Source organism: Verminephrobacter eiseniae EF01-2 (assembly GCF_000015565.1).
Taxonomy (GTDB): domain Bacteria; phylum Pseudomonadota; class Gammaproteobacteria; order Burkholderiales; family Burkholderiaceae_C; genus Acidovorax; species Acidovorax eiseniae.
Genome location: NC_008786.1, coordinates 4,655,268 through 4,681,254, shown reverse-complemented (window position 1 = coordinate 4,681,254; position 25,987 = coordinate 4,655,268). Strand labels below are relative to the sequence as shown.

At 65.0% G+C, this 25,987-nt stretch carries 17 protein-coding genes; 7 read left to right on the top strand and 10 right to left on the bottom strand.

Features of this window, described 5'->3' with window-relative positions; translation table 11 throughout:
- Positions 1 to 3: 3 nt before the first annotated feature.
- The 4 genes from VEIS_RS20530 to VEIS_RS20515 form a co-directional block, all read right to left on the bottom strand.
- The gene (locus tag VEIS_RS20530) at positions 4 to 10,026 is read right to left on the bottom strand and encodes a beta strand repeat-containing protein (protein ID WP_011811934.1); all 10,023 of its coding nucleotides are present in this window, start codon (positions 10,024 to 10,026) and stop codon (positions 4 to 6) included.
- A 542-nt stretch (positions 10,027 to 10,568) separates the two neighbouring features.
- Positions 10,569 to 11,540 carry an oxygen-dependent coproporphyrinogen oxidase gene (gene hemF / locus VEIS_RS20525; RefSeq protein ID WP_011811932.1) on the bottom strand — a complete coding sequence of 324 codons (972 nt, stop codon included), beginning with the start codon at positions 11,538 to 11,540 and terminating at the stop codon, positions 10,569 to 10,571.
- Positions 11,540 to 12,820: a phosphoribosylamine--glycine ligase gene (purD, locus tag VEIS_RS20520; RefSeq protein WP_011811931.1), complete on the bottom strand. Its 1,281-nt coding sequence runs from the start codon at positions 12,818 to 12,820 to the stop codon at positions 11,540 to 11,542. The genes hemF and purD overlap by 1 nt, the downstream gene beginning before the upstream one ends.
- Before the next feature lie 94 nt (positions 12,821 to 12,914).
- Positions 12,915 to 13,634 (bottom strand): YebC/PmpR family DNA-binding transcriptional regulator, encoded by a 720-nt coding sequence (locus VEIS_RS20515; protein ID WP_011811930.1) that lies wholly within the window; start codon positions 13,632 to 13,634, stop codon positions 12,915 to 12,917.
- A gap of 159 nt (positions 13,635 to 13,793) precedes the next feature.
- Between VEIS_RS20515 and upp the strand changes: the two genes are divergently transcribed.
- Complete coding sequence (upp, locus tag VEIS_RS20510; protein WP_011811929.1) at positions 13,794 to 14,423, top strand: uracil phosphoribosyltransferase; 630 nt, start codon at positions 13,794 to 13,796, stop codon at positions 14,421 to 14,423.
- A gap of 35 nt (positions 14,424 to 14,458) precedes the next feature.
- Here the strand turns inward: upp and VEIS_RS27865 are convergent, their stop codons facing one another.
- From VEIS_RS27865 to VEIS_RS20500, 3 genes are all read right to left on the bottom strand, one after another.
- Positions 14,459 to 14,659, bottom strand: coding sequence for a hypothetical protein (locus VEIS_RS27865; protein WP_086014376.1), 201 nt, complete (start codon positions 14,657 to 14,659; stop codon positions 14,459 to 14,461).
- Positions 14,652 to 15,215 carry an AAA family ATPase gene (locus VEIS_RS20505; RefSeq protein WP_011811927.1) on the bottom strand — a complete coding sequence of 188 codons (564 nt, stop codon included), beginning with the start codon at positions 15,213 to 15,215 and terminating at the stop codon, positions 14,652 to 14,654. The genes VEIS_RS27865 and VEIS_RS20505 overlap by 8 nt, the downstream gene beginning before the upstream one ends.
- A 74-nt stretch (positions 15,216 to 15,289) precedes the next feature.
- Positions 15,290 to 17,176 (bottom strand): glutamine--tRNA ligase/YqeY domain fusion protein, encoded by a 1,887-nt coding sequence (locus VEIS_RS20500; RefSeq protein ID WP_011811926.1) that lies wholly within the window; start codon positions 17,174 to 17,176, stop codon positions 15,290 to 15,292.
- A 66-nt stretch (positions 17,177 to 17,242) separates the two neighbouring features.
- On the opposite strand from VEIS_RS20500, the gene VEIS_RS20495 reads away from it, so the two are divergent.
- The 5 genes from VEIS_RS20495 to VEIS_RS20475 all read left to right on the top strand — a co-directional run bounded on the left by VEIS_RS20495 (position 17,243) and on the right by VEIS_RS20475 (position 21,282).
- A complete protein-coding gene (locus tag VEIS_RS20495) occupies positions 17,243 to 18,334 on the top strand; it encodes a DUF2157 domain-containing protein (RefSeq protein WP_011811925.1) in 1,092 nt (363 codons plus the stop codon).
- Positions 18,335 to 18,831: 497 nt separating this feature from the next.
- Positions 18,832 to 19,188 (top strand): hypothetical protein, encoded by a 357-nt coding sequence (locus VEIS_RS20490; RefSeq protein ID WP_011811923.1) that lies wholly within the window; start codon positions 18,832 to 18,834, stop codon positions 19,186 to 19,188.
- A 117-nt stretch (positions 19,189 to 19,305) separates the two neighbouring features.
- Entirely contained in the window at positions 19,306 to 19,917 is a 612-nt protein-coding gene (locus tag VEIS_RS20485; RefSeq protein WP_011811922.1) for a peptidylprolyl isomerase, read from the top strand.
- Between the two features lie 22 nt (positions 19,918 to 19,939).
- Complete coding sequence (locus VEIS_RS20480; protein WP_011811921.1) at positions 19,940 to 20,446, top strand: peptidylprolyl isomerase; 507 nt, start codon at positions 19,940 to 19,942, stop codon at positions 20,444 to 20,446.
- Positions 20,447 to 20,451: 5 nt separating this feature from the next.
- The gene (locus tag VEIS_RS20475; RefSeq protein WP_011811920.1) at positions 20,452 to 21,282 is read left to right on the top strand and encodes a UDP-2,3-diacylglucosamine diphosphatase; all 831 of its coding nucleotides are present in this window, start codon (positions 20,452 to 20,454) and stop codon (positions 21,280 to 21,282) included.
- A 35-nt stretch (positions 21,283 to 21,317) separates the two neighbouring features.
- Here the strand turns inward: VEIS_RS20475 and miaA are convergent, their stop codons facing one another.
- Both miaA and VEIS_RS20465 read right to left on the bottom strand, forming a co-directional pair.
- Entirely contained in the window at positions 21,318 to 22,343 is a 1,026-nt protein-coding gene (gene miaA, locus VEIS_RS20470; RefSeq protein ID WP_011811919.1) for a tRNA (adenosine(37)-N6)-dimethylallyltransferase MiaA, read from the bottom strand.
- Positions 22,330 to 23,601: a multidrug effflux MFS transporter gene (locus VEIS_RS20465; protein ID WP_049773982.1), complete on the bottom strand. Its 1,272-nt coding sequence runs from the start codon at positions 23,599 to 23,601 to the stop codon at positions 22,330 to 22,332. Before VEIS_RS20465 ends, miaA begins: the two co-directional genes overlap by 14 nt.
- An 86-nt stretch (positions 23,602 to 23,687) precedes the next feature.
- Between VEIS_RS20465 and VEIS_RS27860 the strand changes: the two genes are divergently transcribed.
- Positions 23,688 to 23,882, top strand: a complete 195-nt coding sequence (locus tag VEIS_RS27860) for a hypothetical protein (protein WP_232287763.1) — start codon at positions 23,688 to 23,690, stop codon at positions 23,880 to 23,882.
- On the opposite strand, the gene mutL is transcribed toward VEIS_RS27860, so the two are convergent.
- Positions 23,838 to 25,901 carry a DNA mismatch repair endonuclease MutL gene (mutL, locus tag VEIS_RS20460; RefSeq protein WP_011811917.1) on the bottom strand — a complete coding sequence of 688 codons (2,064 nt, stop codon included), beginning with the start codon at positions 25,899 to 25,901 and terminating at the stop codon, positions 23,838 to 23,840. The two genes, VEIS_RS27860 and mutL, sit on opposite strands and share 45 nt — an antisense overlap.
- Between the last annotated feature and the right edge of the window lie 86 nt (positions 25,902 to 25,987).

The window sequence follows — 25,987 nt, the reverse complement described above, 5'->3', positions numbered from 1 at the left end:
CCATCAAAACCAAAAGCCATAGTGCTCCGCGCTGGGCGCCTGGCCCACGATGGACAAAGGCATATACGCTGCGGCCCCGGTGCCGGTGATGACGCCGTCCACCTTGCCGTCTTTGTCGAACTGCCCGCCATCCTCGATCTGGAAGTCCAGCCTCAGCCGCCCGCCTTCGGTCACCATCTTGCCGCCGTAAGGCTCGCTGGCCAGGTTCACCCAATTGCCACGGCTGTCCTGCGCCCAATAGCCGTTGACACCCAATGCGGGGTCCAGGTACAGACTGAAGCTCTCGCGGCTGCCGCTGGCCGCCAGAGCCACATTGAAGCGCAGCAGTCCGATGGGTGTCTCCAGCCCCGAGGGCAACCCGGCCGGTGCGTTCTCCTGCTTCAGGCTGACGATGCGCGCGCCGCCGTCGGGGCGGACCTTGCCGTCCTGGCTGCTGACCACCAGGGACACGGAGGTGGTCGGCGCGTCCGCCGGGTTGCTTGCTCCGCTGGGGCGGATCACAACGGTGGTCGAGTCCACTGCGGCCTGCACCCTGTCCGCGATGCCATCGCCATTGCCGTCGCCGTTCATCGGAGCCTGGTTTTCGATGTTGTCCGGCGTGCCGTCGTTGTCCGTGTCCAGATCTTTGGGCGGCGACGGGCGTGTCACGGGGGCTGGTGTCTCGTTGTCCACGGCCTGGTCCGCGAAGTCGGCCGCATCGTTGCCGGCCGCGTCTTGCACGACATTGCCGGTGGTGGGTTTGGTGTAGCTGACGCTCACCACTTCGCCGATGGCCACATCACGGCTGAGGGTCAGCGTGACAGTCTTGTTTGCCGCATCCACGCTGGCGCTGATGACGGTGATGGGGGTGCTGCCGGGGCTGGCGCTGGTCACGGTAAAGCCGGCGTTGCCCGTCAGGGCGGCAGGGTCCAGGCCATTGGCTTCGGTATAGCTGAGGACCAGTTGGGTGCCATTGACCTTGGGGGCGGAATTGCCCGTGGTGATCAGTACCGGTGATGTCGTGTCTGGCGTTTCGTTGTTCACGGCCTGGCCAGCGAAGTCGACAGCGTCGTTGCCGGCTGTGTCTTGCACGACATTGCCGGTGGTCGGCTTGGTGTAGCTGACGCGGACCTGCTCGAGGTTTTCCACCGGGCGGCTGAGGGTCAGCGTGACGGTTTTGTTTGCCGCATTGACGATGGCACTGGTGACGGTGATGGGGGTGCCAGTGACGCTGGTCACGGTAAAACCGGCGTTGCCCGTCAGGGCGGCAGGGTTCAGGCCATTGGCTTCGGTGTAGCTGAGTACCAGTTGGGTGCCGTTGACCTTGGGGGCGGCAGCGCCGGTGGTGATCAATGCCGGTGGTGTGGTGTCTGGCGTCTCGTTGTTGACGGCCTGGTCCGTGAAGTCAACAGCATCGTTGCCGGCGGCGTCCTGTACGACATTGCCGGTGGTGGGTTTGGTGTAGCTGACGCTGACCTGCTCGAGGTTGTCCACGGGCCGGCTGAGGGTCAGTGTGACAGTCTTGTTTGCCGCATTCACACTGGCGCTGGTGACGGTGATGGGGGTACTGCCGGGACTGGCGCTGGTTACGGTAAAGCCGGTATTGCCCGTCAGGGTGACAGGGTCCAGGCTATTGGCTTCGGTGTAGCTGAGCACCAGTTGGGTACCGTTGACCTTGGGAGCGGAAGTGCCGGTGGTGATCAGCGCCGGGGGTGTGGTGTCTGGCGTCTCGGTATTCACGGCCTGGTCCGTGAAGTTGGCCGCGTCGTTGCCGACGGCGTCCTGTACGACATTGCCGGTGGTGGGCTTGGTGTAGCTGACGCTGACCTGCTCGAGGTTTTCCACGGCACGGCTGAGGGTCAGCGTGACGGTCTTGTTTGCCGCATTGACACTGGCGCTGTTGACGGTGATGGGGGTACTGCCGGGGCTGGCGCTGGTCACGGTAAAACCGGCATTGCCCGTCAGGGCGGCGGGGTCCAGGCTATTGGCTTCGGTGTAGCTGAGGACCAACTCCCGACCGTTGACCTTGGGAGCAGAAGTACCGGTGGTGATCAGCACCGGGGGCGTGGTGTCTGGCGTCTCGGTGTTCACGGTCTGGTCCGTGAAGTTGGCCGCGTCGTTGCCGGCGGCATCTTGCACGACATTGCCGGTGGTGGGCTTGGTGTAGCTGACGCTGACCTGCTCGAGGTTGTCTACCGGGCGGCTGAGGGTCAGCGTGACGGTTTTGTTCGCTGCATTGACGCTGGCGCTGTTGACGGTGATGGGAGTGCCGGTAACGCTGGTCACGGTAAAGCCGGCGTTGCCCGTCAGGGCGGCAGGGTCCAGGCTATTGGCTTCGGTGTAGCTGAGCACCAATTGCGTGCCGTTGACTTTGGGGGCGGAAGTGCCGGTGGTGATCAGCACCGGTGATGTCGTGTCTGGTGTCTCGTTGTTGACGGCTTGGCCAGCGAAGTCGACAGCGTCGTTGCCGGCTGTGTCCTGTACGACATTGCCGGTGGTGGGCTTGGTGTAGCTGACGCTGACCTGCTCCAGGTTTTCCACGGCACGGCTGAGGGCCAGCGTGATGGTCTTGTTTGCCGCATTGACGCTGGCGCTGTTGACGGTGATGGGAGTACCAGTGACGCTGGTCACGGTAAAACCGGCGTTGCCCGTCAGGGTGGCAGGGTCCAGGCTATTGGCTTCGGTATAGCTGAGCACCAGTTGGGTACCGTTGACCTTGGGAGCGGAAGTGCCGGTGGTGATCAGCGCCGGGGGTGTGGTGTCCGGTGTCTCGTTGTTTACGGTCTGGCCCGTGAAGTCAACAGCGTCGTTGCCGGCGGCATCTTGCACGACATTGCCGGTGGTGGGCTTGGTGTAGCTGACGCTGACCTGCTCGAGGTTTTCCACGGCACGGCTGAGGGTTAGCGTGACGGTCTTGTTTACCGCATTGACGCTGGCACTGTTGACGGTGATGGGAGTGCCGGTAACGCTGGTCACGGTAAAGCCGGCATTGCCCGTCAGGGCGGCAGGATCCAGGCTATTGGCTTCGGTGTAGCTGAGGACCAACTCCCGACCGTTGACCTTGGGGGCGGAAGTGCCGGTGGTGATCAGCGCCGGTGGTGTGGTGTCCGGTGTCTCGGTATTCACGGCCTGATCCGTGAAGTTGGCCGCGTCGTTGCCGGCGGCGTCTTGTACGACATTGCCGGTGGTGGGCTTGGTATAGCTGACGCTCACCTGCTCGAGGTTGTCCACGGCACGGCTGAGGGTCAACGTGACGGTTTTGTTTGCCGCATTCACGCTGGCGCTGTTGACGGTGATGGGGGTGCTGCCGGGGCTGGCGCTGGTCACGGTAAAACCGGCGTTGCCCGTCAGGGCGGCAGGGTCCAGGCTATTGGCTTCGGTATAGCTGAGCACCAGTTGGGTGCCGTTGACTTTGGGGGCGGAAGTGCCGGTGGTGATCAGCACCGGTGATGTCGTGTCCGGTGTCTCGTTGTTGACGGACTGGTCCGTGAAGTCAACAGCGTCGTTGCCGGCTGTGTCCTGTACGACATTGCCGGTGGCGGGCTTGGTGTAGCTGACGCTCACCTGCTCAAGGTTTTCCACGGCACGGCTGAAGGTCAGTGTGACGGTCTTGTTTGCCGCATTGATGCTGGCGCTGTTGACGGTGATGGGGGTGCTATCGGGGCTGGCGCTGGTCACGGTAAAACCGGCGTTACCCGTCAGGGTGGCAGGGTTCAGGCTATTGGCTTCGGTGTAACTGAGCACCAGTTGGGTGCCGTTGACCTTGGGGGCAGAAGTGCCGGTGGTGATCAGCGCCGGGGGTGTGGTGTCCGGGGTCTCGTTATTCACGGTCTGGCCCGTGAAGTTGGCAGCGTCGTTGCCGGCGGCATCTTGCACGACATTGCCGGTGGTGGGCTTGGTGTAGCTGACGCTGACCTGCTCCAAGTTGCCCACGGGACGGCTGAGGGTCAGCGTGACGGTCTTGTTTGCTGCATTGACGCTGGCACTGGTGACGGTGATGGGGGTGCTACCGGGGCTGGTGCTGGTCACGGTAAAGCCGGCGTTGCCCGTCAGGGCGGCAGGATCCAGGCTATTGGCTTCGGTGTAGCTGAGGACCAGTTCACGACCGTTGACCTTGGGGGCAGAAGTGCCGGTGGTGATCAGCGCCGGGGGTGTGGTGTCCGGGGTCTCGGTGTTCACGGTTTGGTCCGTGAAGTTGGCCGCGTCGTTGCCGGCGGCGTCTTGCACGACATTGCCGGTGGTCGGTTTGGTGTAGCTGACACTCACTTGCTCGAGGTTGTCCACGGCACGGCTGAGCGTCAGCGTGACGGTCTTGTTTGCCGCATTGACGCTGGCGCTGTTGACGGTGATGGGGGTGCTATCGGGGCTGGCGCTGGTCACGGTAAAGCCAGCGCTGCCCGTCAGGGCGGCAGGGTCCAGGCTATTGGCTTCGGTGTAGCTGAGGACCAATTGCGTGCCGTTGACCTTGGGGGCGGAAGTGCCGGTGGTGATCAGCGCCGGTGGCGTGGTGTCTGGTGTCTCGCTGTTTACGGACTGGTCCGTGAAGTCGACAGCGTCGTTGCCGACTGTGTCCTGTACGACATTGCCGGTGGTGGGCTTGGTGTAGCTGACGCTGACCTGCTCGAGGTTTTCCACGGCACGGCTGAGGGTCAGCGTGATGGTTTTGTTCGCTGCATTGACGCTGGCGCTGTTGACGGTGATGGGAGTACCAGTGACGCTGGTCACGGTAAAACCGGCGTTGCCAGTCAGGGTGACAGGGTCCAGGCTATTGGCTTCGGTGTAACTGAGCACCAGTTGGGTGCCGTTGACTTTGGGGGCGGAAGTGCCGGTGGTGATCAGCGCTGGTGGTGTGGTGTCCGGTGTCTCGTTGTTTACGGTCTGGCCCGTGAAGTCAACAGCGTCGTTGCCGGCGGCATCTTGCACGACATTGCCGGTGGTGGGCTTGGTGTAGCTGACGCTGACCTGCTCCAGGTTTTCCACGGCACGGCTGAGGGTCAGCGTGACGGTCTTGTTTGCCGCATTCACGCTGGCGCTGTTGACGGTGATGGGGGTGCTGCCGGGGCTGGCGCTGGTCACGGTAAAACCGGCATTGCCCGTCAGGGCGGCAGGGTCCAGGCTATTGGCTTCGGTGTAGCTGAGCACCAACTCCCGACCATTGACCTTGGGGGCAGCAGTGCCGGTGGTGATCAGCGCCGGTGGTGTGGTGTCCGGTGTCTCGGTATTCACGGCCTGATCCGTGAAGTTGGCCGCGTCGTTGCCGGCGGCGTCTTGCACGACATTGCCGGTGGTGGGCTTGGTGTAGCTGACGCTGACCTGCTCAAGGTTGTCTACCGGGCGGCTGAGGGTCAGCGTGACGGTCTTGTTTGCTGCATTGACGCTGGCGCTGTTGACGGTGATGGGAGTGCCGGTAACGCTGGTCACGGTAAAGCCGGCATTGCCCGTCAGGGTGGCGGGGTCCAGGCTATTGGCTTCGGTATAGCTGAGCACCAGTTGGGTGCCGTTGACCTTGGGGGCGGAAGTACCGGTGGTGATCAGCACCGGTGATGTCGTGTCTGGTGTCTCGTTGTTGACGGCCTGGTCCGTGAAGTTGGCCGCGTCGTTGCCGGTGGCGTCCTGTACGACATTGCCGGTGGCGGGCTTGGTGTAGCTGACGCTGACCTGCTCCAGGTTTTCCACGGCACGGCTGAGGGTCAGCGTGATGGTTTTGTTTGCCGCATTGACGCTGGCGCTGTTGACGGTGATGGGAGCACCAGTGACGCTGGTCACGGTAAAACCGGCGTTGCCCGTCAGGGCGGCAGGGTCCAGGCTATTGGCTTCGGTATAGCTGAGGACCAGTTGGGTGCCGTTGACCTTGGGGGCGGAAGTGCCGGTGGTGATCAGCGCCGGGGGTGTGGTGTCCGGGGTCTCGTTATTCACGGTCTGGCCCGTGAAGTTGGCAGCGTCGTTGCCGGCGGCGTCCTGTACGACATTGCCGGTGGTCGGCTTGGTGTAGCTGACGCTGACCGGCTCAAGGTTTTCCACGGCACGGCTGAGGGTCAGTGTGACGGTCTTGTTTGCTGCATTGACGCTGGCGCTGTTGACGGTGATGGGGGTGCTGCCGGGGCTGGCGCTGGTCACGGTAAAACCGGCGTTGCCCGTCAGGGCGGCAGGATCCAGGCTATTGGCTTCGGTGTAGCTGAGCACCAACTCCCGACCGTTGACTTTGGGGGCAGCAGTACCGGTGGTGATCAGCGCCGGTGGTGTGGTGTCCGGGGTCTCGGTGTTCACGGCCTGATCCGTGAAGTTGGCAGCGTCGTTGCCGGCCGCGTCCTGTACGACATTGCCGGTGGTGGGCTTGGTGTAGCTGACACTGACCTGCTCGAGGTTGTCCACGGCACGGCTGAGGGTCAGCGTGACGGTTTTGTTTGCCGCATTCACGCTGGCGCTGTTGACGGTGATGGGAGTGCCGGTGACGCTGGTCACGGTAAAGCCGGCGTTGCCAGTCAGGGCGGCAGGGTCCAGGCTATTGGCTTCGGTATAGCTGAGGACCAGTTGGGTGCCGTTGACTTTGGGGGCGGAAGTGCCGGTGGTGATCAGCGCCGGTGGTGTGGTGTCCGGTGTCTCGTTGTTGACGGACTGGTCCGTGAAGTCAACAGCGTCGTTGCCGGCGGCATCTTGCACGACATTGCCGGTGGCGGGCTTGGTGTAGCTGACGCTGATCTGCTCGAGGTTGTCCACGGCACGGCTGAGCGTCAACGTGACGGTTTTGTTCGCTGCATTGACGCTGGCGCTGTTGACGGTGATGGCGGTGCTGCCGGGGCTGGCGCTGGTCACGGTAAAGCCGGCGTTGCCAGTCAGGGCGGCAGGGTCCAGGCTATTGGCTTCGGTATAGCTGAGGACCAGTTGGGTGCCGTTGACCTTGGGGGCGGAAGTGCCGGTGGTGATCAGCGCCGGGGGTGTGGTGTCCGGGGTCTCGTTATTCACGGTCTGGCCCGTGAAGTTGGCTGCGTCGTTGCCGACGGCGTCTTGCACGACATTGCCGGTGGTGGGCTTGGTGTAGCTGACGCTGACCTGCTCGAGGTTTTCCACGGCACGGCTGAGGGTTAGCGTGACGGTCTTGTTTGCTGCATTGACGCTGGCACTGGTGACGGTGATGGGGGTACTGCCGGGGCTGGCGCTGGTCACGGTAAAACCGGCGTTGCCCGTCAGGGCGGCGGGGTCCAGGCTATTGGCTTCGGTGTAGCTGAGGACCAGTTGGGTACCGTTGACCTTGGGGGCGGAAGTACCGGTGGTGATCAGCGCTGGCGGTGTGGTGTCTGGCGTCTCGGTATTCACGGACTGGTCCGTGAAGTTGGCCGCGTCGTTGCCGGCGGCATCTTGCACGACATTGCCGGTGGTCGGCTTGGTGTAGCTGACGCTGACCTGCTCGAGGTTGTCCACGGCACGGCTGAGCGTCAACGTGACGGTTTTGTTTGCCGCATTGACGCTGGCGCTGTTGACGGTGATGGGGGTGCCGGTAACGCTGGTCACGGTAAAACCGGCGTTGCCCGTCAGGGCGGCAGGGTCCAGGCTATTGGCTTCGGTGTAGCTGAGGACCAATTGCGTGCCGTTGACTTTGGGGGCGGAAGTGCCGGTGGTGATCAGCGCCGGTGATGTCGTGTCTGGCGTCTCGTTGTTCACGGCTTGGCCAGCGAAGTCAACAGCGTCGTTACCGGCGGCGTCCTGTACGACATTGCCGGTGGTGGGCTTGGTGTAGCTGACACTCACTTGCTCGAGGTTTTCCACGGCACGGCTGAGGGTCAGCGTGATGGTCTTGTTTGCTGCATTGACGCTGGCGCTGTTGACAGTGATGGGGGTGCTGCCGGGGCTGGCGCTGGTCACGGTAAAACCGGCGTTGCCCGTCAGGGTGGCAGGGTCCAGGCCATTGGCTTCGGTATAGCTGAGGACCAGTTGGGTGCCGTTGACCTTGGGGGCGGAAGTGCCGGTGGTGATCAGCGCCGGGGGTGTGGTGTCCGGGGTCTCGTTGTTTACGGCCTGGCCCGTGAAGTTGGCTGCGTCGTTGCCGGCGGCATCTTGCACGACATTGCCGGTGGTCGGCTTGGTGTAGCTGACGTTGACCTGCTCCAGGTTTTCCACGGCACGGCTGAGGGTTAGCGTGACGGTCTTGTTTGCTGCATTGACGCTGGCGCTGCTGACGGTGATGGGGGTGCCGGTGACGCTGGTCACGGTAAAGCCGGCATTGCCCGTCAGGGCGGCAGGGTCCAGGCTATTGGCTTCGGTGTAGCTGAGCACCAGTTGGGTGCCGTTGACCTTGGGGGCGGAAGTGCCGGTGGTGATCAGCTCGGGGGGTGTGCGGTCCGGGTTGGTCACGGACTGGTTCGCGAAGTCGGCTACGTCGTTGCCGGCTGCGTCTTGTATGGTCGTGGGGTTGTTGCCGGCAGGTTTGCGGTAGGAGACGCTCACCACCGACTGATCGTTGCTTACGGGGGAGTTCAGCGTCAGCGTGACGGTCTTGGCCGTGGCGTCCACGAGGACACCACTGATCTGCCGGGATGCTCCATCGACGAGCACCGTAAAGCCTGCGTCACCCTGAAAGTTGGCACTCTTCAGGTTGTCCGCATCGGTATAGGTGAGCACCAGCCTGGAGCCGTCGTCGTTGAGTTTGGGGGCGGTAGCGCCTTCGGTGATCAGCCTCGGTGCCAGGGTGTCCACCACAAAGTTGTCGGAGCGCGCGGACGTGCCTGCTGCGCCGAAGTTGTCCGCAGCATCCTTTACTTGACTGATATCCAGCTCGATGTTGTAGGTGCCGCGATCGAGCCGGGGCGTGGGCGTGAATGTGGCGCTCCAGGTCTTGCCGCCGTCGCGGGTGCTCAGTGCCCCCAGCGTGCCACCGGCGGTCGGGCGCACGGCGGCGGCGACATTGGTCACCGCTTCGGTGAAGGTGAAGGTGACAGTGGCAGTTTCTCCGGCGGCCAGTACGCCGTCGCCATTGGGGTCTGTGATCGTGATGCCGCCGGGGATCAGCGCGGGCCGCTGGGTGTCCACGGTGTAGGTTGGGCTGGCGGGGATCGGCCCTACGGCCTGGTTGCCGGCAATGTCCCTCACGCCGTTGATGTCCACGGTGATGGAGTTGGCTCCCGTCGCCAGGGTGTTGTCTGCCGGGGTCAGCGTGCCGCTCCAGACTGTGCCGTCTGCCGAGGATGTCAGGGCCGACAGGGTGCCGTAGGGCGTGGTCACCTTGTCACTGCCAAAGCCCTGCACCGCTTCGTCGAAGGTGAAGGTGACGGTGGCTGTGTCGCCGGACTTGAGGTTTTGGTCCGAGATGGCAATCGATATCAGCCGAGGCGGTACCGGGTCGATGGTGAAGTTGAAGGATTGGTCGGAGCCCTGCTTTATTTCGTTGCCTGCCGCGTCCTTGATGCCCCGGTTGTTGACATTCAAGGCGATGCTGGCCTGGGTGACTGCGGTGGTGCTGACGGAACTCGGGGGGACCAGTGTGGCGGTCCAGGTCTTGCCGGTGAAGTCGACGGCGAGATTGACGCTCAGATTGGTCAGAGTAAAGCCGTTGCTCAAGACAAAGTTCGTTGCATCGAGGCCGGTGATCACATCGGTGAATTTGATGGTGAGTCGGGGGCTTTGGGCTAATTCATTCGTTGTCAGGTTGGCGTCGTTCAGCCCGAATTGAGTGACGCTGGGCCTGGCGAGGTCGACGTTGTATTGGACTTGCTCACTGGGGATCGTCGATGTGCCGCTGCCAGCGTTGCCCTCGGCATCACGGACGCCGGCAAGGTTCACGGTGATGCGGTTGTCATTTCTTGAGGTGGCGCCAGCCACCTTGGCCGTTAGCGTGACCTGCCAAGTGTCGCTCCCGCCATCGGCATCGGGGGTCACTGCGGTCACCGAAGTTGCATCGGCGCCATTGCCGGGGATCAAGACCACATCGCTCGTATCGAAGCCCCTGACCACCTGGTTGAATTTGATGGTGACGACGGTGGTTCTCTCATCGAGTCCGATGTCTCTGCGGGTGATGCTGCAGCCGGCGAAATCCAGTTGGATGGGAGTGGACATGGTGATTCAACTCTCTTGAGTGGTTGGCATGCATGGGTTTGCGGATTGCGCTGTGGCCCCGCTTGCCCCCTGGTGGACAGGGGTGCCAGTGCTTTGCATCACTGCGTGCGGGCGGTGATGGCTGGCTGGCCGACTGCGGCGGTATGGGATCGCTGCGCCACACTGGGGGCACCCCGTTTCATGGGGATGCACCGGCGCCGATGCCGTATGCCTGCTCAGCCAAATGGCATCCCGGTTACACGGTGGAGTGAACAGTTTTAGCAATTTGGCACACCTGTTCACGGCATTAGAACGACTGTGTGCGCGATTGCCGGTCACCTTTGTGACTGGCGTGACTGGCAGCGAGCGCTGCCTGGCCCCTCGTTTCTGGCGCCTGGCATCTGTCGAGCAACTGACAGGAAAGCCGGATTTCGCGTTGCCGTGGCGCGCCGGGTGGCGGCTGAAACGGTTGCTGAAACTGCGCTGTTTCAGTCCATTCCTAAATCATCCGTGCACTTTGTCGGCTTCGCGTTCACGAACGATTTGAAAATGGCATAAGGCCGTCATTCAGGGATGTCTGCGAGCCAGTCCCGGCGCACCAGAAATCGTTGCGTGAGCGCCGCTTCGGCCGAGCCGGTGGCGTCCCGGCGCTGGTACGACCACGCTGCCAGCGGCGGCATCGATAGCAGGATGGATTCGGTGCGCCCGCCCGATTGCAGCCCGAAATGCGTGCCCCGGTCCCACACCAGGTTGAACTCGACATAGCGGCCACGGCGATACGACTGGAAGTCGCGCTCGCGCTCGCCATAGGGCGTGGCCTGGCGCTTTTGCACGATGGGCAGGTAGGCCGGCACGAAGGCTTCGCCCACCGATTGCGTCAGCGCCAGGCTTTGCTCAAAGTCCGGTTCTGCCAGGTCATCGTAGAACACGCCGCCTGCGCCGCGTTGCTCGTTGCGGTGCTTGAGGTAGAAGTACTCATCGCACCACTGCTTGAAGCGCGGGTATTTGTCCGCGCCAAACGGTGCCAGCGCAGCACGGCAATGGCGGTGAAAGTGCACCACGTCTTCCTCGAAGCCGTAGCAGGGCGTCAGGTCCATGCCGCCGCCAAACCAGCAACTCGGCGCCTGGCCCGGATGCGCGGCGGCGATCATGCGCACATTCATGTGCACCGTCGGCACATAGGGGTTGCGCGGGTGTAGCACCAGCGACAGGCCCATGGCCTCGAACGGTGCGCCCGCCAGCGCGCTCCGGTGCGCGCTGGCCGAGGGCGGCAGATGCGGCCCGCGCACATGGCTCAGGCCGCAGCCTGCGCGCTCGAACACGCGGCCGCCCTCCAAAATCAGGGTGTTGCCGTCGCCTGACAATGACGCGCCGGGCGGTTTGCTCCAGGCATCGGCCCGAAAGCGCGCGCCGCCCTCGGTTTCCAGCGCTTGCAGCGCATCGGTGATGCGCGCCTGCAGGCCCTGCAGGTAGCCGCGCACGCGGGCGACGCTGTCGGCCGGGTGCAGCACCGGATGCGGGGGAGCGCCTGCCATCAGTTTCTGACGACCCGAAAGCCGATGTCGCGGCGGTACTGCGCTCCATCGAAATGGATGCCGCGCACCATGTCATAGGCGCGCTGCTGCGCCTGCCGGGCGCTGTCTGCCAGCGCGGTCACGCACAGCGCGCGGCCGCCGGCGACGCGCAGCACGCCGTCCTGCAAGGCCGTGCCGGCATGGAACACCATCGCGTCATCGGCCTCGGCGGGCAGGCCGGTGATGGCAGCGCCCTGGTGCGGGCTGTCGGGGTAGCCCTGGGCCGCCATCACCACGCCCAAGGCGGTGCGGCGGTCCCATTGCAGTTGCATCTGGTCGAGCTTGCCATCGAGCGCGGCGAGCAGCAGATCGAACAGGTCGCTCTTGAGCCGCATCAGGATCGGTTGCGCCTCGGGGTCGCCCATGCGGCAGTTGAATTCCAGCGTCTTGGGGTGGCCCTTGGCGTCGATCATCAGGCCCGCATACAGGAAGCCGCTGTAGGGTATGCCATCTTTTTCCATGCCACGGATGGTGGGCAGGATGATCTCGCGCATGGCGCGGGCATGCACGTCGGCCGTGACCACCGGCGCCGGCGAATAGGCGCCCATGCCGCCGGTGTTGGGGCCTTCGTCGCCGTCCTTGAGGCGCTTGTGATCCTGGCTGGTCGCCAGGGCCAGCACGTCCTTGCCATCGCACAGCACGATGAAGCTGGCCTCTTCGCCTTCGAGGAACTGCTCGATCAGCACACGGGCGCCGCCTGCGTTGTGCGTCACGCCGTAGCGGTTGTCCAGCAGCATGCTGTCGATGCCGGCATGGGCCTGTTGCAGCGTCAGCGCCACCACCACGCCCTTGCCTGCGGCCAGGCCGTCGGCCTTGATGACGCAGGGCGCCCCCAGGCGGTCGACGAAGGCGTGGGCGGCGGCCGGGTCGGTGAAGCTGTCGTAGTCGGCCGTGGGAATGCCGTGGCGCTGCATGAAGGCTTTGGCGAAGACCTTGGAGCTTTCCAACTGTGCCGCGGCCTTGGTGGGGCCAAAGATGCGCAGGCCGTTGGCCCGGAACTCGTCGACCACGCCTGCGGCCAAAGGGGCCTCGGGGCCGACCACCGTCAGCACGATCTTCTCGGCCTGGGCCCACTGGCGCAGTTCAGGCAAAGTCGGGATGGACACATTTTCCAGCTTCGGGCCCAGGGCCGTGCCCCCATTGCCGGGCGCCACATACACCCGGGAGACTTTGGGCGACTGGCTCAGTTTCCAGGCGATGGCGTGTTCACGGCCGCCGCCGCCGAGTACGAGAACTTTCATGCCAGGCTCCCACATGCCGCACCGGGCAACAGGGATACTCCATGCAGGGGCAAGAATCGATGACGACCGGAGCACTGGGGATGGGAACTGGTCTTCATAGCGTAGCGTTGTGATAGACCGCTTGGGTGTCGTCGAGATCTTCCAGCGCGTCGAGCAGTTTTTGCATCCGGGCCGCGTCCTCGCCTTGTAGTTCGATGGTGTTTTCGGCCCGCATGGTGACCTCGGCCAGTTCGGGCCTGAGGCCGGCGGCCTGTAGCGCGTTCTTGACGGCTTCAAAGTCGGCGGGGAGGGTCAACACCTCGATGGCGCCGTCCTCGCCCATGATGACATCTTCGGCGCCGGCCTGAAGCGCCACCTCCATCACCTGGTCTTCGCTGCTGCCAGGAGCATAGACCAACTGGCCGCAATGCTTGAATTGGAACACCACCGAGCCTTCCGTGCCCATGTTGGCGCCATGTTTGCTAAAGGCGTGGCGCACCTCGGCCACGGTGCGCAGGCGGTTGTCGGTCATGGTGTCGACGATGATCGCCGCACCGCCGATGCCGTAGCCCTCGTAGCGGATTTCTTCGTAGCTCTGGCCCTCTGCATTGCCGGTGGCCTTGTCGATGTTGTACTTGATGCGCTCGGCCGGCATGTTGGCCGCCCGGGCCTTGTCCAGCGCCAGGCGCAGGCGCGGGTTGGCCGACAAATCGCCGCCACCGGCGCGGGCCGCCACGGTGATTTCGCGCATGATGCGGGTCCAGATCCGGCCGCGTTTTTCATCCTGCCGTCCCTTGCGGTGTTGGATGTTCGCCCATTTGCTGTGTCCTGCCACGGAATGTCCTTTACGGGATTGATTTAACCTACGGCGCGAGTTTACTTTTTTTGCTTTTTTGTCCGCCCCGATCCGACCCAAGCGCCACCGGGATGTGCGCGGCGCGGGGAGCGGGCAATACTTTTCCCCTCAGGAACATCTGGCAAAGGCCTATCGGATATGAGCAACCTCACCGTCATCACCCACCCTCTGGTCCAGCACAAGCTCACGCTGATGCGCAGGAAAGATGCCAGCAGCAACAGCTTTCGCCGCCTGTTGGGCGAACTGAGCCAGTTGATGGCATACGAGGTCACGCGCGACATGCCGCTGTCGCCGGTGCAGATCGAAACCCCGCTGGAGACCATGACCGGCCAGATGATCGACGGCAAGAAACTGGTGCTGGTTTCGATCCTGCGTGCGGGCAACGGCTTTCTCGACGGCATGCTCAACGTGGTGCCCGGCGCCCGTGTCGGCCACATCGGCCTGTACCGCGACCCGGCCACGCTGCAAGCCGTGGAGTACTACTTCAAGATGCCCGCCGGGATCGACGAGCGCGACACCATCGTGGTCGACCCGATGCTGGCCACCGGCAACTCGGCCGTTGCCTGCATGGCGCGCCTGAAGCAGCTCAAGCCCCGCTCGATCAAGTTCGTCTGCCTGCTGGCCGTGCCCGAGGGCATCGCCAGACTGCAACAAGCCCACCCCGATGTATCCATCTTCACCGCCGCCATCGACCGCGAGCTCAACGAGCATGGCTATATCCTGCCGGGTCTGGGCGATGCCGGGGACAGGATTTTCGGTACCAAATAGGTACTGGGCGATTGGGCGGCCGGACCAGCCAGGGATCAACCGCCCCGCCGGCGGGGCCGGGGGATGGGTGCAATGGGTTGGTAAGCCTTCAAGCCCTGATCTCCTGTCATTATTTCAACGGCGTATCCAGCCTTGGCGTAGTACTCGGCAACATGTTTTATCGTTGCATCGCCAATACTGGTGCCACCGGCAGCCAATGCAGGCCAGGTGCGGGCCATCAGGATTTTCTCAGGCATTGCCAAACTCGCTCAGGCCTTCGAAATCAAGAGATCGCTGCAGCGATCGTTCAATCAATCCCCGGCTTGACAAGTGCCCGGTCGTTCCTTGTGCCAATAGTGCTGGCAGTCGTTTCATGTCTTCCAGCAAGGTCAAGACGCTGTGGCCTGTTTTGCTGTCTCTATGCGCTACGGTGATGAATGCAATCATCTCGGTGCCCATGGCGTCGAGCAGTGCCGGATTGTGCGTGGTTGCCAGCACGTCGATGCTGCGCTGCTTGCCAACGGTCTGGAGCATCTCCAAGAGCATGTTGGCGCGTGAAGGATGCAGGCCATTGTCGATTTCTTCGATGATCAACAAGCTCTTTTCCGGGCGCGTAAGAAGCGCAGTCAAGATCGCCAAAAATCTCAAGGTCCCATCCGACATGCCACGGGCATCGACCGTATGCGGCGCATCTGCTGGTTGCCAATTTTCTTCGCAATACAGCATCGCATCGGAGTTGAATTTACCCACGGTTTCCGCATAAACCCGGCGTATATCGCGTTCGGGCAGTTTGCCCGCATATCGTGTGAGCACTGCCTCTCAACACGGTCAACGGATCGATATACAGGGAAGATTGCGCGTAGCTTTTCCAGTTTTCCATGCGCAGCTCAGTAATCACTTGATTTCCCCCAGGAATCCTTCAATCCGACCGCCAGATTGAATACCGGCCGGCCTGGCACATGATCGACCCGGTCTGCGACAAAGTACCCATGGCGCTCGAATTGGAACTTGTCGTCCGGCTTGGCATGGGCCAGTGAGGGCTCGACGATGGCGCTCACTACCTTCAGGCTGTCGGGGTTCAGGCTTTCGATGAAGTCTTTGCTGCCGGCGTCAGGGTGCGCGTCCAGGAACAGGCGGTCGTACATGCGCACCTCGGCGCGCACGCCGTCGGCCACGCCGACCCAGGTGATGGCGGCTTTGACCTTGACGCTGTTGGCGCCGGGGGTGCCGCTCTTGGTGTCGGGCACCACGGTGGCCTGCACTTGGACGATGGTGCCGGTGGCGTCCTTGGTGCAGCCGGTGCATTCGATGACGTAGCCGCCCTTCAGGCGCACGGTGCTGCCGGGCAGCATTTGACCGTCGGCGCCGGGCCGGGGTGGATATAGGCGCTTGTAGCCCTTGGGGGGATGTTCTTCGAAGTCTTCGCGCTCGATCCACAGTTGCTGGCCGATGCAAAAGTGGCGCAGGGGGCTGGCCTGGCCTTCGATCGGGTGGGGTAGCGCGGGCAGGGTGCCGGGCTCCAAATGGCCGGCGCCCATGACCGCATCCCAGTTGGTCAGCACCAGCTTGACGGGATTGAGCACGGCCATGCCACGGTGGGCTTTGGGCTCCAGGTCTTCGCGCAGGCAGCCTTCCAGGGTGCTGTAGTCGATCCAACTGTCGCTTTTGGTCACGCCTATGCGTTCGGCAAACAGTTGCAGCGCGGCGGGGGTGTAGCCACGGCGGCGCAGGCCCGCGAGGGTGGGCATGCGGGGGTCGTCCCAGCCGTCGACCTTGTGGTCGTACACCAGTTGGGCCAGTTTGCGCTTGCTGGTGACCACGTAGGTCAGGTTCAGGCGCGCAAATTCGTACTGGCGCGGGGGCGGGCTGGCCAGCAGGCCGCCCACGACCCGCCCGTCGGGGAGCCGGGTGGTTTCGATCAAGCGCTCCAGCAGCCAGTCGTAGAAGGGGCGCTGGTCTTCAAATTCGAGCGTGCACAGGCTGTGGGTGATTTGCTCCAGCGCGTCCTCGATCGGGTGCGCGTAGGTGTACAGGGGGTAGATGCACCAGGTGTCGCCCGTGCGGTGGTGGGTGGTGCGGCGGATGCGGTAGATGGTCGGATCGCGCATGTTGATGTTGGGGTGGGCCATGTCGATCCTGGCGCGCAGCACCATCGATCCGTCTTCGTGCTGGCCGGCACGCATTTCGCGCAAGCGGGCCAGGTTTTCTGCCGGGCTGCGGTTGCGAAAGGGGCTGTCCACGCCGGGCTTGCTGAAGTCGCCACGGTGGATGCGGATTTGTTCCACCGTTTGTTCGTCCACGTAGGCGTGGCCGGTTTCGACCAGGTGCTCGGCGGCGCGGTACATGAAGTCGAAGTAGTCGCTGGCCTGGTAGGGCTGGCCGTTGCCGCCCTGGCGCCAGTCAAAGCCGAGCCATTGCACCGCGTCGATGATGCTGTCGACGTATTCGGGGTTTTCTTTTTCCGGATTGGTGTCGTCAAAGCGCAGGTGGCACACACCGCCGTAGTCGCGCGCCAAGCCGAAGTTCAGGCAGATGCTTTTGGCGTGGCCGATGTGCAGGTAGCCATTCGGCTCGGGCGGGAAGCGGGTGCGTATTTTGGCGGGGTCGGGGCCGCCCTGGGCGTGGTGGGCGGCGTCGCCGGGGCTGCCGGCCCAGCGGCGGCTGGCGTAGGTGCCTTTTGCCAGGTCGGATTCGATGAGCTGGCGCAGGAAGTTGCTGGCTTTGGGGAGGGCGGGGGTGTGGGCCGGGGATGCGGAGGGGATGTGGGCGCTCATGGGGCCGATTTTAGGCCGGGGCAAGCACACTATGATGGCCGCATCCTTTGCCAAATGAGAACGGCCATGCAGACGAATGTTTCCGACCGCATCGTTCTGGAGCGCAGCGATGTGCTCGCCGCCGCCGATGACGGGGTGATCACCCAGGCGCAGGCGCAAAGCCTGTGGCAGCGCTGGTCGTCGGCCCCGGCCATGGCACCGGGCGTGCCTGCGGGCCGGCCCGGCGGGCCGACGTTTGGCTTTGTGAATGTGCTGTATTACTTTGGCGGCCTGCTGGCCATAGGCGCGCTGACGCTGTTCATGACGCGCGGCTGGGAGCGTTTCGGCGCCGCCGGCCTGCTGGTCATCAGTGTGGTCTATGCGTTGGGCTGCCTGATGGTGGCGGACCATTTCCGTGCGCGCAGCCTGCCCGTGCCGGCGGGCATATTGGCTGCGCTGGCGGTGTGCCTGGTGCCTCTGGCCGTGTGGTGCGTGCAGCGTCTTCTGGGTCTGTGGCCGCCCGGTGACGGCTTCTTCTACCGCGACTATCACACGGTGATCAGTTGGCGCTGGATGACGCTGGAGCTCGCCACGCTGGCCATGGGTGTGGTCATGCTGTGGCGCTACCGCCTGCCGTTCATGGTGATGCCGATTGCCATCACGATCTGGTACATGAGCATGGACATGGCCAACGGGCTGATGCAGCGCGAGGGCTTCGACTGGGAGTTATCCCGCGATGTGTCGCTGCTGTTCGGCATTGCCACTTGCTGCGTCGCCATATGGGTGGACATGCGCTGCCGCCGGGCCACGCAGGCCCGGGAGCGGCAGGACTTTGCGTTTTGGCTGTACTTGGTGGGCGCCATCATGTTCTGGGGCGGTTTGAGCTTGCGCGACTCCGCTCGTGAACTGGACAAGTTCATCTATGCCTTGATCAATGTCGCACTGGTGCTGTTCGGCGCGGCCATCGGGCGGCGCGTGTTCACCATTCTGGGAGGGCTGGGTGTGGCGTATTACCTGGGACATCTGTCGTACCGGGTATTCAAAGACAGCCTGCTGTTTCCGTTTGTGCTGACGCTGCTGGGGTTGGGCGTGGTCTGCCTGGGGGTGTGGTGGCAGCGCCATGAGGGGGCCATCAACGCGCGGCTGAGCCGCTTTGTGCCGCAAGGTTTGCGGCGCTGACAAAGCGCCTTTTCAGATGCCCCGGACGATTTCCCCGTCGGCCATGCGGCAGCGCTGCCGCATGGCGATGAAGGGCGCGGCGCGCTGGCGCAATGGCGCAATGGCGCAATGGGACGCCGTGCGGGCGGGGCCACGCCCCGTTGCCCCGTTCTTGCGCCCCTCCCCATGCGGCTCTGGCTTGTGCCGCTTCATGCGCTGCTACGGCGGCTTGCAGGGCCTGGGGCGCCGGGCAGGTGCCGGGCAGCCCAATGCCATTGGCCGGGGCATCACGCATCGTCTTTGCCGATGGTTTTCAGAATCTGCCGGCCACCGGACTCCGGCGGCGCGTGATTCGAGCGTGATTTGAATCCGTACATGCAACGGCAAACGGCCATATGCCGGCCATATGCCGGGCGGTGCGCGCGTGCGGATCTGTCGTTCGCCGCAGCGCTTTGCTGCCATCCTTTTGCCGGCTTGCTGCGTTATGTGCTGGTGTCTTCGATCAAAGGGAGGTTTCGATGACGACAATCCGTTGGGTCGCTGCGGTGACTGTGGCGCTGGCATGCGGGGCTGGCGCAGGTTCTGCCTGGGCCCGTGACGTTCATTGGTCGATCGGCGTGGCTGTGCCGGGCGTGGTGCTGGGGGCCGGCGTTGGTGATGTGGGTGATCCCGTCTACCGACCGGCCCCGGTGTATGTGGCACCGCCGGTGTACATGGCGCCACCGGTGTATCTGGCACCTCCGCCGCCGGTGTACTACGTGCCACACCGGCCCATTTACTACAGCGCCCCGCCGGTGTATTACGCGCCCCCTGTGGTGGTGTACGGCGGCCATGGCCCGGGCATCTATCACCATGGTTTCCACCGGGTTCGCTGATCGGCGCTGAAGGCCGATGGCTTCAGTGGTAACGTTCGGCGCCGCGCCGAGGCTGTCCGCACGGGCGCAGCGGGACGGACATTGATTGGTCGCCATTTTTTTTCAAGGAGTGATTGGATGATTCGCACAAGAAACTCGGCCCTGGTGCTTGCCGGTATTGCGCTGACTGCTGTTTTCAACATGGCAAGCCCGGTTCAGGCGCAGCAGGCACAGGGGGTGCCGGCGGCGCAAGAGGCGCCCAAAGTCAAACTGGCCACGTCCATGGGGGACATCGTGCTCCAGTTGGAGCCGGCCAAAGCGCCCAAGACGGTCGAGAACTTCCTCGCCTATGTCAAGAGCCGGCACTATGACGGCACCGTGTTTCACCGTGTGATCGACGGGTTCATGATCCAGGGCGGCGGCTATACGGCCGATATGACGGCCAAGCCCACCTTGCCGCCGATTCCGCTCGAAGCCAATAACGGCCTGAAGAACGAGCGCTACACCATCGCCATGGCGCGCACCGGCAATCCGAATTCGGCCACCGCGCAGTTCTTCATCAATGTGAAGGACAACGCCATGCTCAACGCCCCCAACCCCGATGGCCATGGCTACGCCGTGTTTGGCAAGGTGGTCAGCGGCATGGCCGTGGTCGACAAGATCAAGGCCGTCGCCACCGGCAGCAGGGCCGAGCACCAGAATGTGCCCACCACCCCTGTCACCATCGACTCCGCCACCCTGGTGCAGTGATTTTTCCGGAAGAACCCCTGCCATGAGCCACCCCCAAGTCGAACTGCACATCACCGGTTACGGTGTCATCACGCTGGAGCTTGACGCCGCCAAGGCGCCCAAGTCGGTCGAGAACTTCCTCGCCTATGTGCACCAGGGCCGCTACGACAACACCCTCTTTCACCGGGTGATTCCCGGCTTCATGGTGCAAGGCGGCGGTTTCGAGCCGGGCATGAAGCCCAAGCGCTCCGATGCGCCGATACACAACGAGGCCGACAACGGCCTGAAGAACGCCAGCTACACCGTGGCCATGGCCCGCACCAGCGACCCGCATTCGGCCACTGCGCAGTTCTTCATCAACCTGGTCGACAACGGCTTTCTGGACCATACCGCGCCTTCGGCCCAGGGCTGGGGCTATGCCGTGTTCGGCAAGGTGGTCTCGGGCACCGCCGTGGTGGACAAGATCGAGGCCGTGAAGACGGGCCGCAAGGGCTTTCACGACGATGTGCCCAAGGAGGATGTGGTGATCGAAAAGGCCGTGGCCCTGTAAAGGCCATGGCTGCCATGCCTGCCGCTGCGCGCGCCATGCGGGCCGGCCTGCCCCGGTTCGGGGAACTGGCCGCTCCAGCGCATTGGCGCAGGGTCGATGTCGTTTCCGACCTGCATTTGCAGGCCAGCGATCCGGCCACCCTGGCCGCATGGCAGCATTATTTGCAGACCACACCCGCCGACGCGCTGTTCATTCTGGGCGACCTGTTCGAGGTCTGGGTCGGCGACGATGCCATCGATGACAGCAGCGCCGGGCAGCCGAGCTTCGAGGCCCGGGGCTGCGCTGCGTTGCAGGCCCCGGCGCAGCGCCTGGCCATGTACTTCATGCCCGGCAACCGCGATTTTCTGGCCGGCCCGGCGTTCCTGGCGCATTGCGGCATCACCGGCCTGGCAGACCCCAGCGTGCTGGTGTTTGGCGGCCAGCGCATCCTGCTCAGCCATGGCGACCGGCTGTGTGTGGACGATGTGGACTACCAGCGCTTGCGCGTGCAACTGCGCAGCGCCCGGTGGCAGCAGCGCTTTCTGGCCCAGCCCCTGGCCATGCGCCGGGAGCAGGCACGCGCGATGCGCCAGCAGAGCGCGGCGCGCAAGCTGTCGGGCCTGTCCTATGCCGATGTCGATGACCTGGCAGCCGTCGCCTGGCTGAACGCCGCTGCGGCCCGCACCCTGATCCACGGCCACACGCACCGCCCGGCCGAGCACCCACTGGGGGGCGGCTTGCGGCGCGTGGTGCTCAGCGACTGGGACGCGGCCGCCCGGCCTGCGCGCGCCCAGGTGCTGCGGCTGGCGCTGACGGGTGCTGCGGCGCCGGGGTGGGAACGGCTGGCGCTGCTCTGAGCGCGCCGGTGCCATTCAGCGCCATTCAGTGGCACTCAGGGAGCGTGCTGCTCCAGCCGCTGCAACACCGCCTGCACCAGTTGGGCCACGGCCTGGGGCTGGTCGCAGGCCGTGGTGTGGCGCTGCGGCATGCTGCGCAGCCAGGTGATTTGGCGCTTGGCCAGTTGGCGTGTGGCGGCCACGCCGCGCTCGCGCACCGCGTCCATGCCGCGCGCATGCAGCGGGGCCCCATGCAACGGCGGGCCGCCGGCGTGGCGGGCTTGCCAATCGAGCGCCTCCCAGACCTGGCGATAGCCCACGCAGCGCATCGCGGGCAGGTCGGGGTGCAGGTCGCCGCGCGCGCGCAGGGCCTGCACTTCGGCGATGAAGCCGGCGGCGAGCATGGCGTCAAAGCGTCGGGCGATGCGCTCGTGCAGCCAGGCACGGTCTTGCGGTTCCAACGAAAACAATGCGCAGGCGCAAGCACCATATGCGCCGGCAGCTCCTTTTTCGATGGCATGAAAGCTCGACAGCGGCTGGCCCGATATCTGCCACACCTCCAAAGCGCGCTGTATGCGCTGGCTGTCGCCGGGGGCCAGTCGGGCGGCGGTCACGGGGTCGACGCGGGCCAGTTCGGTGTGCAGCGCGGGCCAGCCCTGCTCGGCGGCCCGGGCATTCAGCCGCGCGCGCACGGCGGGGTCGGCGGCGGGCATGGCGTCCAGGCCGTCGAACAAAGCCTTGAAGTACAGCATGGTGCCGCCCACCAGCAACGGCAACGCGCCACGGGCACGGATTTCGCCGATGAGCCGGCGGGCGTCTTGCACGAACTCGGCGGCGCTGTAAGCCTGTAGCGGGTCGCGGATGTCGATCAGGTGGTGCGGCACGGCGGCGCGCTCGGCCGGCGTGGGCTTGGCGCTGCCGATGTCCATGCCCCGGTAGACCAGGGCCGAGTCCACGCTGATGATCTCCACCGCTTGGCGCCGGCCCAGCGCCGCCGCCAGCGCCAGCGCCGCCGCCGTCTTGCCCGCCGCCGTGGGGCCTGCCAGGGCGATGTTCGGGAGCCGGCTGTCAGGCGCGGCCACTGCGGTCTCCGGCCGAGGTGCCTGCGGCCGTGCTGTCACCGAACTTTTGCACCAGTGTCCACGCGACCAGTGCCAGCAATACCGACCAGAACCAGATGCCGTTGACCAGCGGCCAGATGCTGCCGTCCAACCGCAGGCCCAGCCACCCGCCCATGGCAAAGGCCGCCAGCATCGTCATGCAGCCGCTGAGCGCAGAGGCCACGCCGGCCGCCTTCGGGAACGGCCCCACGGCGCCGCTTTGCCCGCAGGGCTGGTGCATGCCATGGCCGAGCATGAACAGGTAGAACGGCAGCAGCAGCGCCCAGGGCTGGTGCCAGCCCAGCAGCGCCACCAGCGCCAGCAGCGTGCCGCCGCTGACGCTCAGGCCACCGGCAATCGCCACCGTGCGCAGCAGCCCATGGCGGCTCAGCAGGCGGCGGCACAGCAGGGTGCCGGCAAAATAAGCCAGGCAGGCCGAGGCCATGACCCAGCCGTACTGCGTGCGCGTGAGTCCCAGCACATCGATGTAGACAAACGGCGACGCCGCGAGAAAGGTGAACAGGCCGCCGTAGGAGGTCGTGGTCAACAGCGAGAAGGCCCAGAAGGTCGGATTGCGCAACACCTGCTGCCAGGTCCTCAATAGCGTGCGCGGCTGCAACGCCTGCGGGTTGCGCTGCACCAGGGTCTCGGGCAAGCGCCATGCCACCAGGGCCAGCGTGACCAGGGCATAGCCGGTGAGCACCAGCAGCGCTGCGCGCCAGCCCAGCCATTGGCTCAGCAGCCCGCCCAGCGGCGCGCAGACGCAGGCCACGATGCCCAGCCCGGTGAGGGCCTTGGACATGGCGCGCGCGCCTTCCAGCGGGGTATACAGGTCGCGCACGATGGCCCGCGCGCACATCACGGCGGCCCCCATTGCTGCGCCCTGCGCAATGCGCCACAGCACCAGTTGGGCAATGGTGGATGCGAACGCGCTGCCCAGCGAGGCCAGGGTGTAGATGCACAGACCCGTCAGCAGGATGGGGCGGCGGCCAAAGCGGTCGGACAGCGGCCCCCAGACCATCTGCGAGCAGCCAAACGCCAGCAACAGGCCGCTCAGCGTGAGTTGCGCGGCGGCCATCGGCGCGGCCAGGCTGTTGGTGATGGCGGGCAGGGCAGGCAGGTACAGGTCGGTCGTGACCGGCTGTATGCTCAGCAGCAGGGCCAGCACCAGGATGGCCAAGCCCGGATGCAGGCAGATGGGGGCGGCCGCAGATGTCGCGCTGGCGCAAGGGGCTGGCATATCGGCCCGAGCGTACCAGAAGGCAAGAAGGGCGCTATCGGCGGCGGGTTCCGCCCCGGCAGGCCATGGCGGGTTCCGGAATGCGAGTGTCGCGTCACCGATCATCTGTCGGTCTGCGCTGGCCATCGAAGCGTAGCGCGGCGTTGCATCGCTTGCCAATACAGCCCGGTATGGGCTGCGCGCTGCGCCTTGCGCTGCGCTCCGATGGCTGCGCGCAGCCTACGACATCTGATCGGTCAGCGTCCGCGCAGGAACAGCGCGTCCAACTCTTTCATCGATAGCTGCCGCCATGTCGGGCGGCCATGGTTGCATTGGTCTGAGCGCTCGGTGGCCTCCATCTGGCGCAGCAGGGCGTTCATCTCGTCGATGGTCAGGTGCCGGTTGGCGCGCACTGCGCCGTGGCAGGCCATGGTGCCCAGCAGTTCGTTGCGGGCGCGCTGCACCACGGTGCTGGTGTCGTGCGCGGCCAGTTCGGCCAGCACGCTGCGGGCCAGTTCCACCGCATCGCCCTGCGCCAGCACGGCGGGCACGGCGCGCACGGCCAGGGTTTTGGGCGAGAACGGAATCACTTCCAGTCCCAGTGTGGCCAGCACCTCGGCCGATTCTTCGGCGGTGGCCACTTCCTCGGCGGTGGCGGCGAAAGTGCCGGGGATCAGCAGGGGTTGGCTGGCCATGCGCGCACCGCTGTCCAACTGGGCCTTCAGGCGCTCGTAGACGATGCGCTCGTGCGCGGCATGCATGTCCACGATCACCATGCCCTGGGCGTTCTCGGCCAGGATATAGACGCCATGGATCTGGGCCACCGCTCGGCCCAATGGCCAAGCGACTTCCTGACCTTCCTGGCCCAGTGGCCAAGCGGCCTCCCGGCCTTCCTGGTCCAAAGACCGGGCAACCTCCTGACCTTCACGGCCTGAAGGCAAGGCATGGCCCTGCTCCTGGCTGCCGGGGGGCAGGGTCGGGCGCTGGGCCTCTGTGCCGATGTCCCGGGCGGCTGTGCCCGCCGGGCTGAGCGGCGGCGCGGGTGCGCGCTGCGCCAGGCGTGGTCCGGCCCACGGTTCGCTGCTCTGTCCGTGGGCCTGCCCGCTGTCGGGTGGAGGGTCTTTTTTCGGCCCCCACAGCGCTTGCAGATCCGCCACATGGTGGCCGCGCTCCTCTAATCGGAGGGCAGACTGCGCACGCCAGGCATGCGCCTGCGGCTGTTTGGCTGCCGTGACGGCGGCGCCTGCTTCTGCGGCTGCCAGCGCTGCCGCACGGGGTGTGGCCAGCGCGTTTTCCACGGCGTGGCGCACGGCCTGGTGCACTTCGCGGCTGTCGCGAAAGCGCAGTTCGATCTTGGTCGGGTGCACGTTCACGTCGACGCGGGCCGGGTCGATCTCCAGGTACAGCACATATACCGGCTGCTTGTGGCCGTGCAGCACATCCTCGTATGCGCTGCGCGCCGCATGGCTTATCACCTTGTCGCGCACGAAGCGGCCGTTCACGTAGCAATACTGGTGGTCGGCGCGCGCGCGCGCCGCGTCGGGCAGGCCGGCGTGGCCGGTCACGGTGACCGAGCCTCCACGGTGCTGTAGTGCCACCGACTGCGCGACGAAGTCGGCGCCGAGCACGTCCGACAGGCGGCGTGCCAGCGCATCCCGGGCATCGCCCTGTCCGGGCACGAAGCTGGCGCGCCATTGCTCGACCAGTTTGCCGTCGTGCCAGACGGCAAAGCCCACATCGGGCCGCGCCAGCGCATGGCGGCGCACCGATTCGAGGCAATGCGCCAGTTCGGTGGCATCGGCTTTGAGGAATTTGCGGCGCGCGGGGGTGGAGAAGAACAGCTCTTTGACCTCCACCGTGGTGCCCGTGCTGCGGGCCGCAGGGCGCAGCTCGCCGCTGCGCGCGTCGAGCACGAAGGCGCTGGCCTGGGCGGCCGGGCGCGAGAGCAGCGACAGTTCCGACACCGAGGCAATGGCGGCCAGGGCCTCGCCCCTGAAGCCCATCGTGGCAACGGTCTCCAGGTCGCTCAGGCTGCTGATTTTGCTGGTCGCATGGCGGCGCAGCGCCACCGCTAGCTCGTCTTGGGCAATGCCGCTGCCATCGTCTTCCACGGCGATCAGCCGCACCCCGCCGGCCGATAGCCGCACGGTGACCTGCGTGGCCCCTGCGTCGAGGGCGTTGTCCAGCAGTTCGCGCACCACCGAGGCCGGGCGCTCGACCACCTCGCCGGCCGCGATCTGGCTGATGAGTTCCTCGGGCAGGTCGCGGATGGGGCGGTGGGCGGGCGGTGCGGCAGGGGTGCTGTGCTGCATGTCGGGCATGTCGTTGGACTGGTCGATTTTAGGGCCGGGGCTGCGCTGTGCTGGCGCCGCAGCGGGGGATGGCGGGACGATGGCGGGCGACGAGG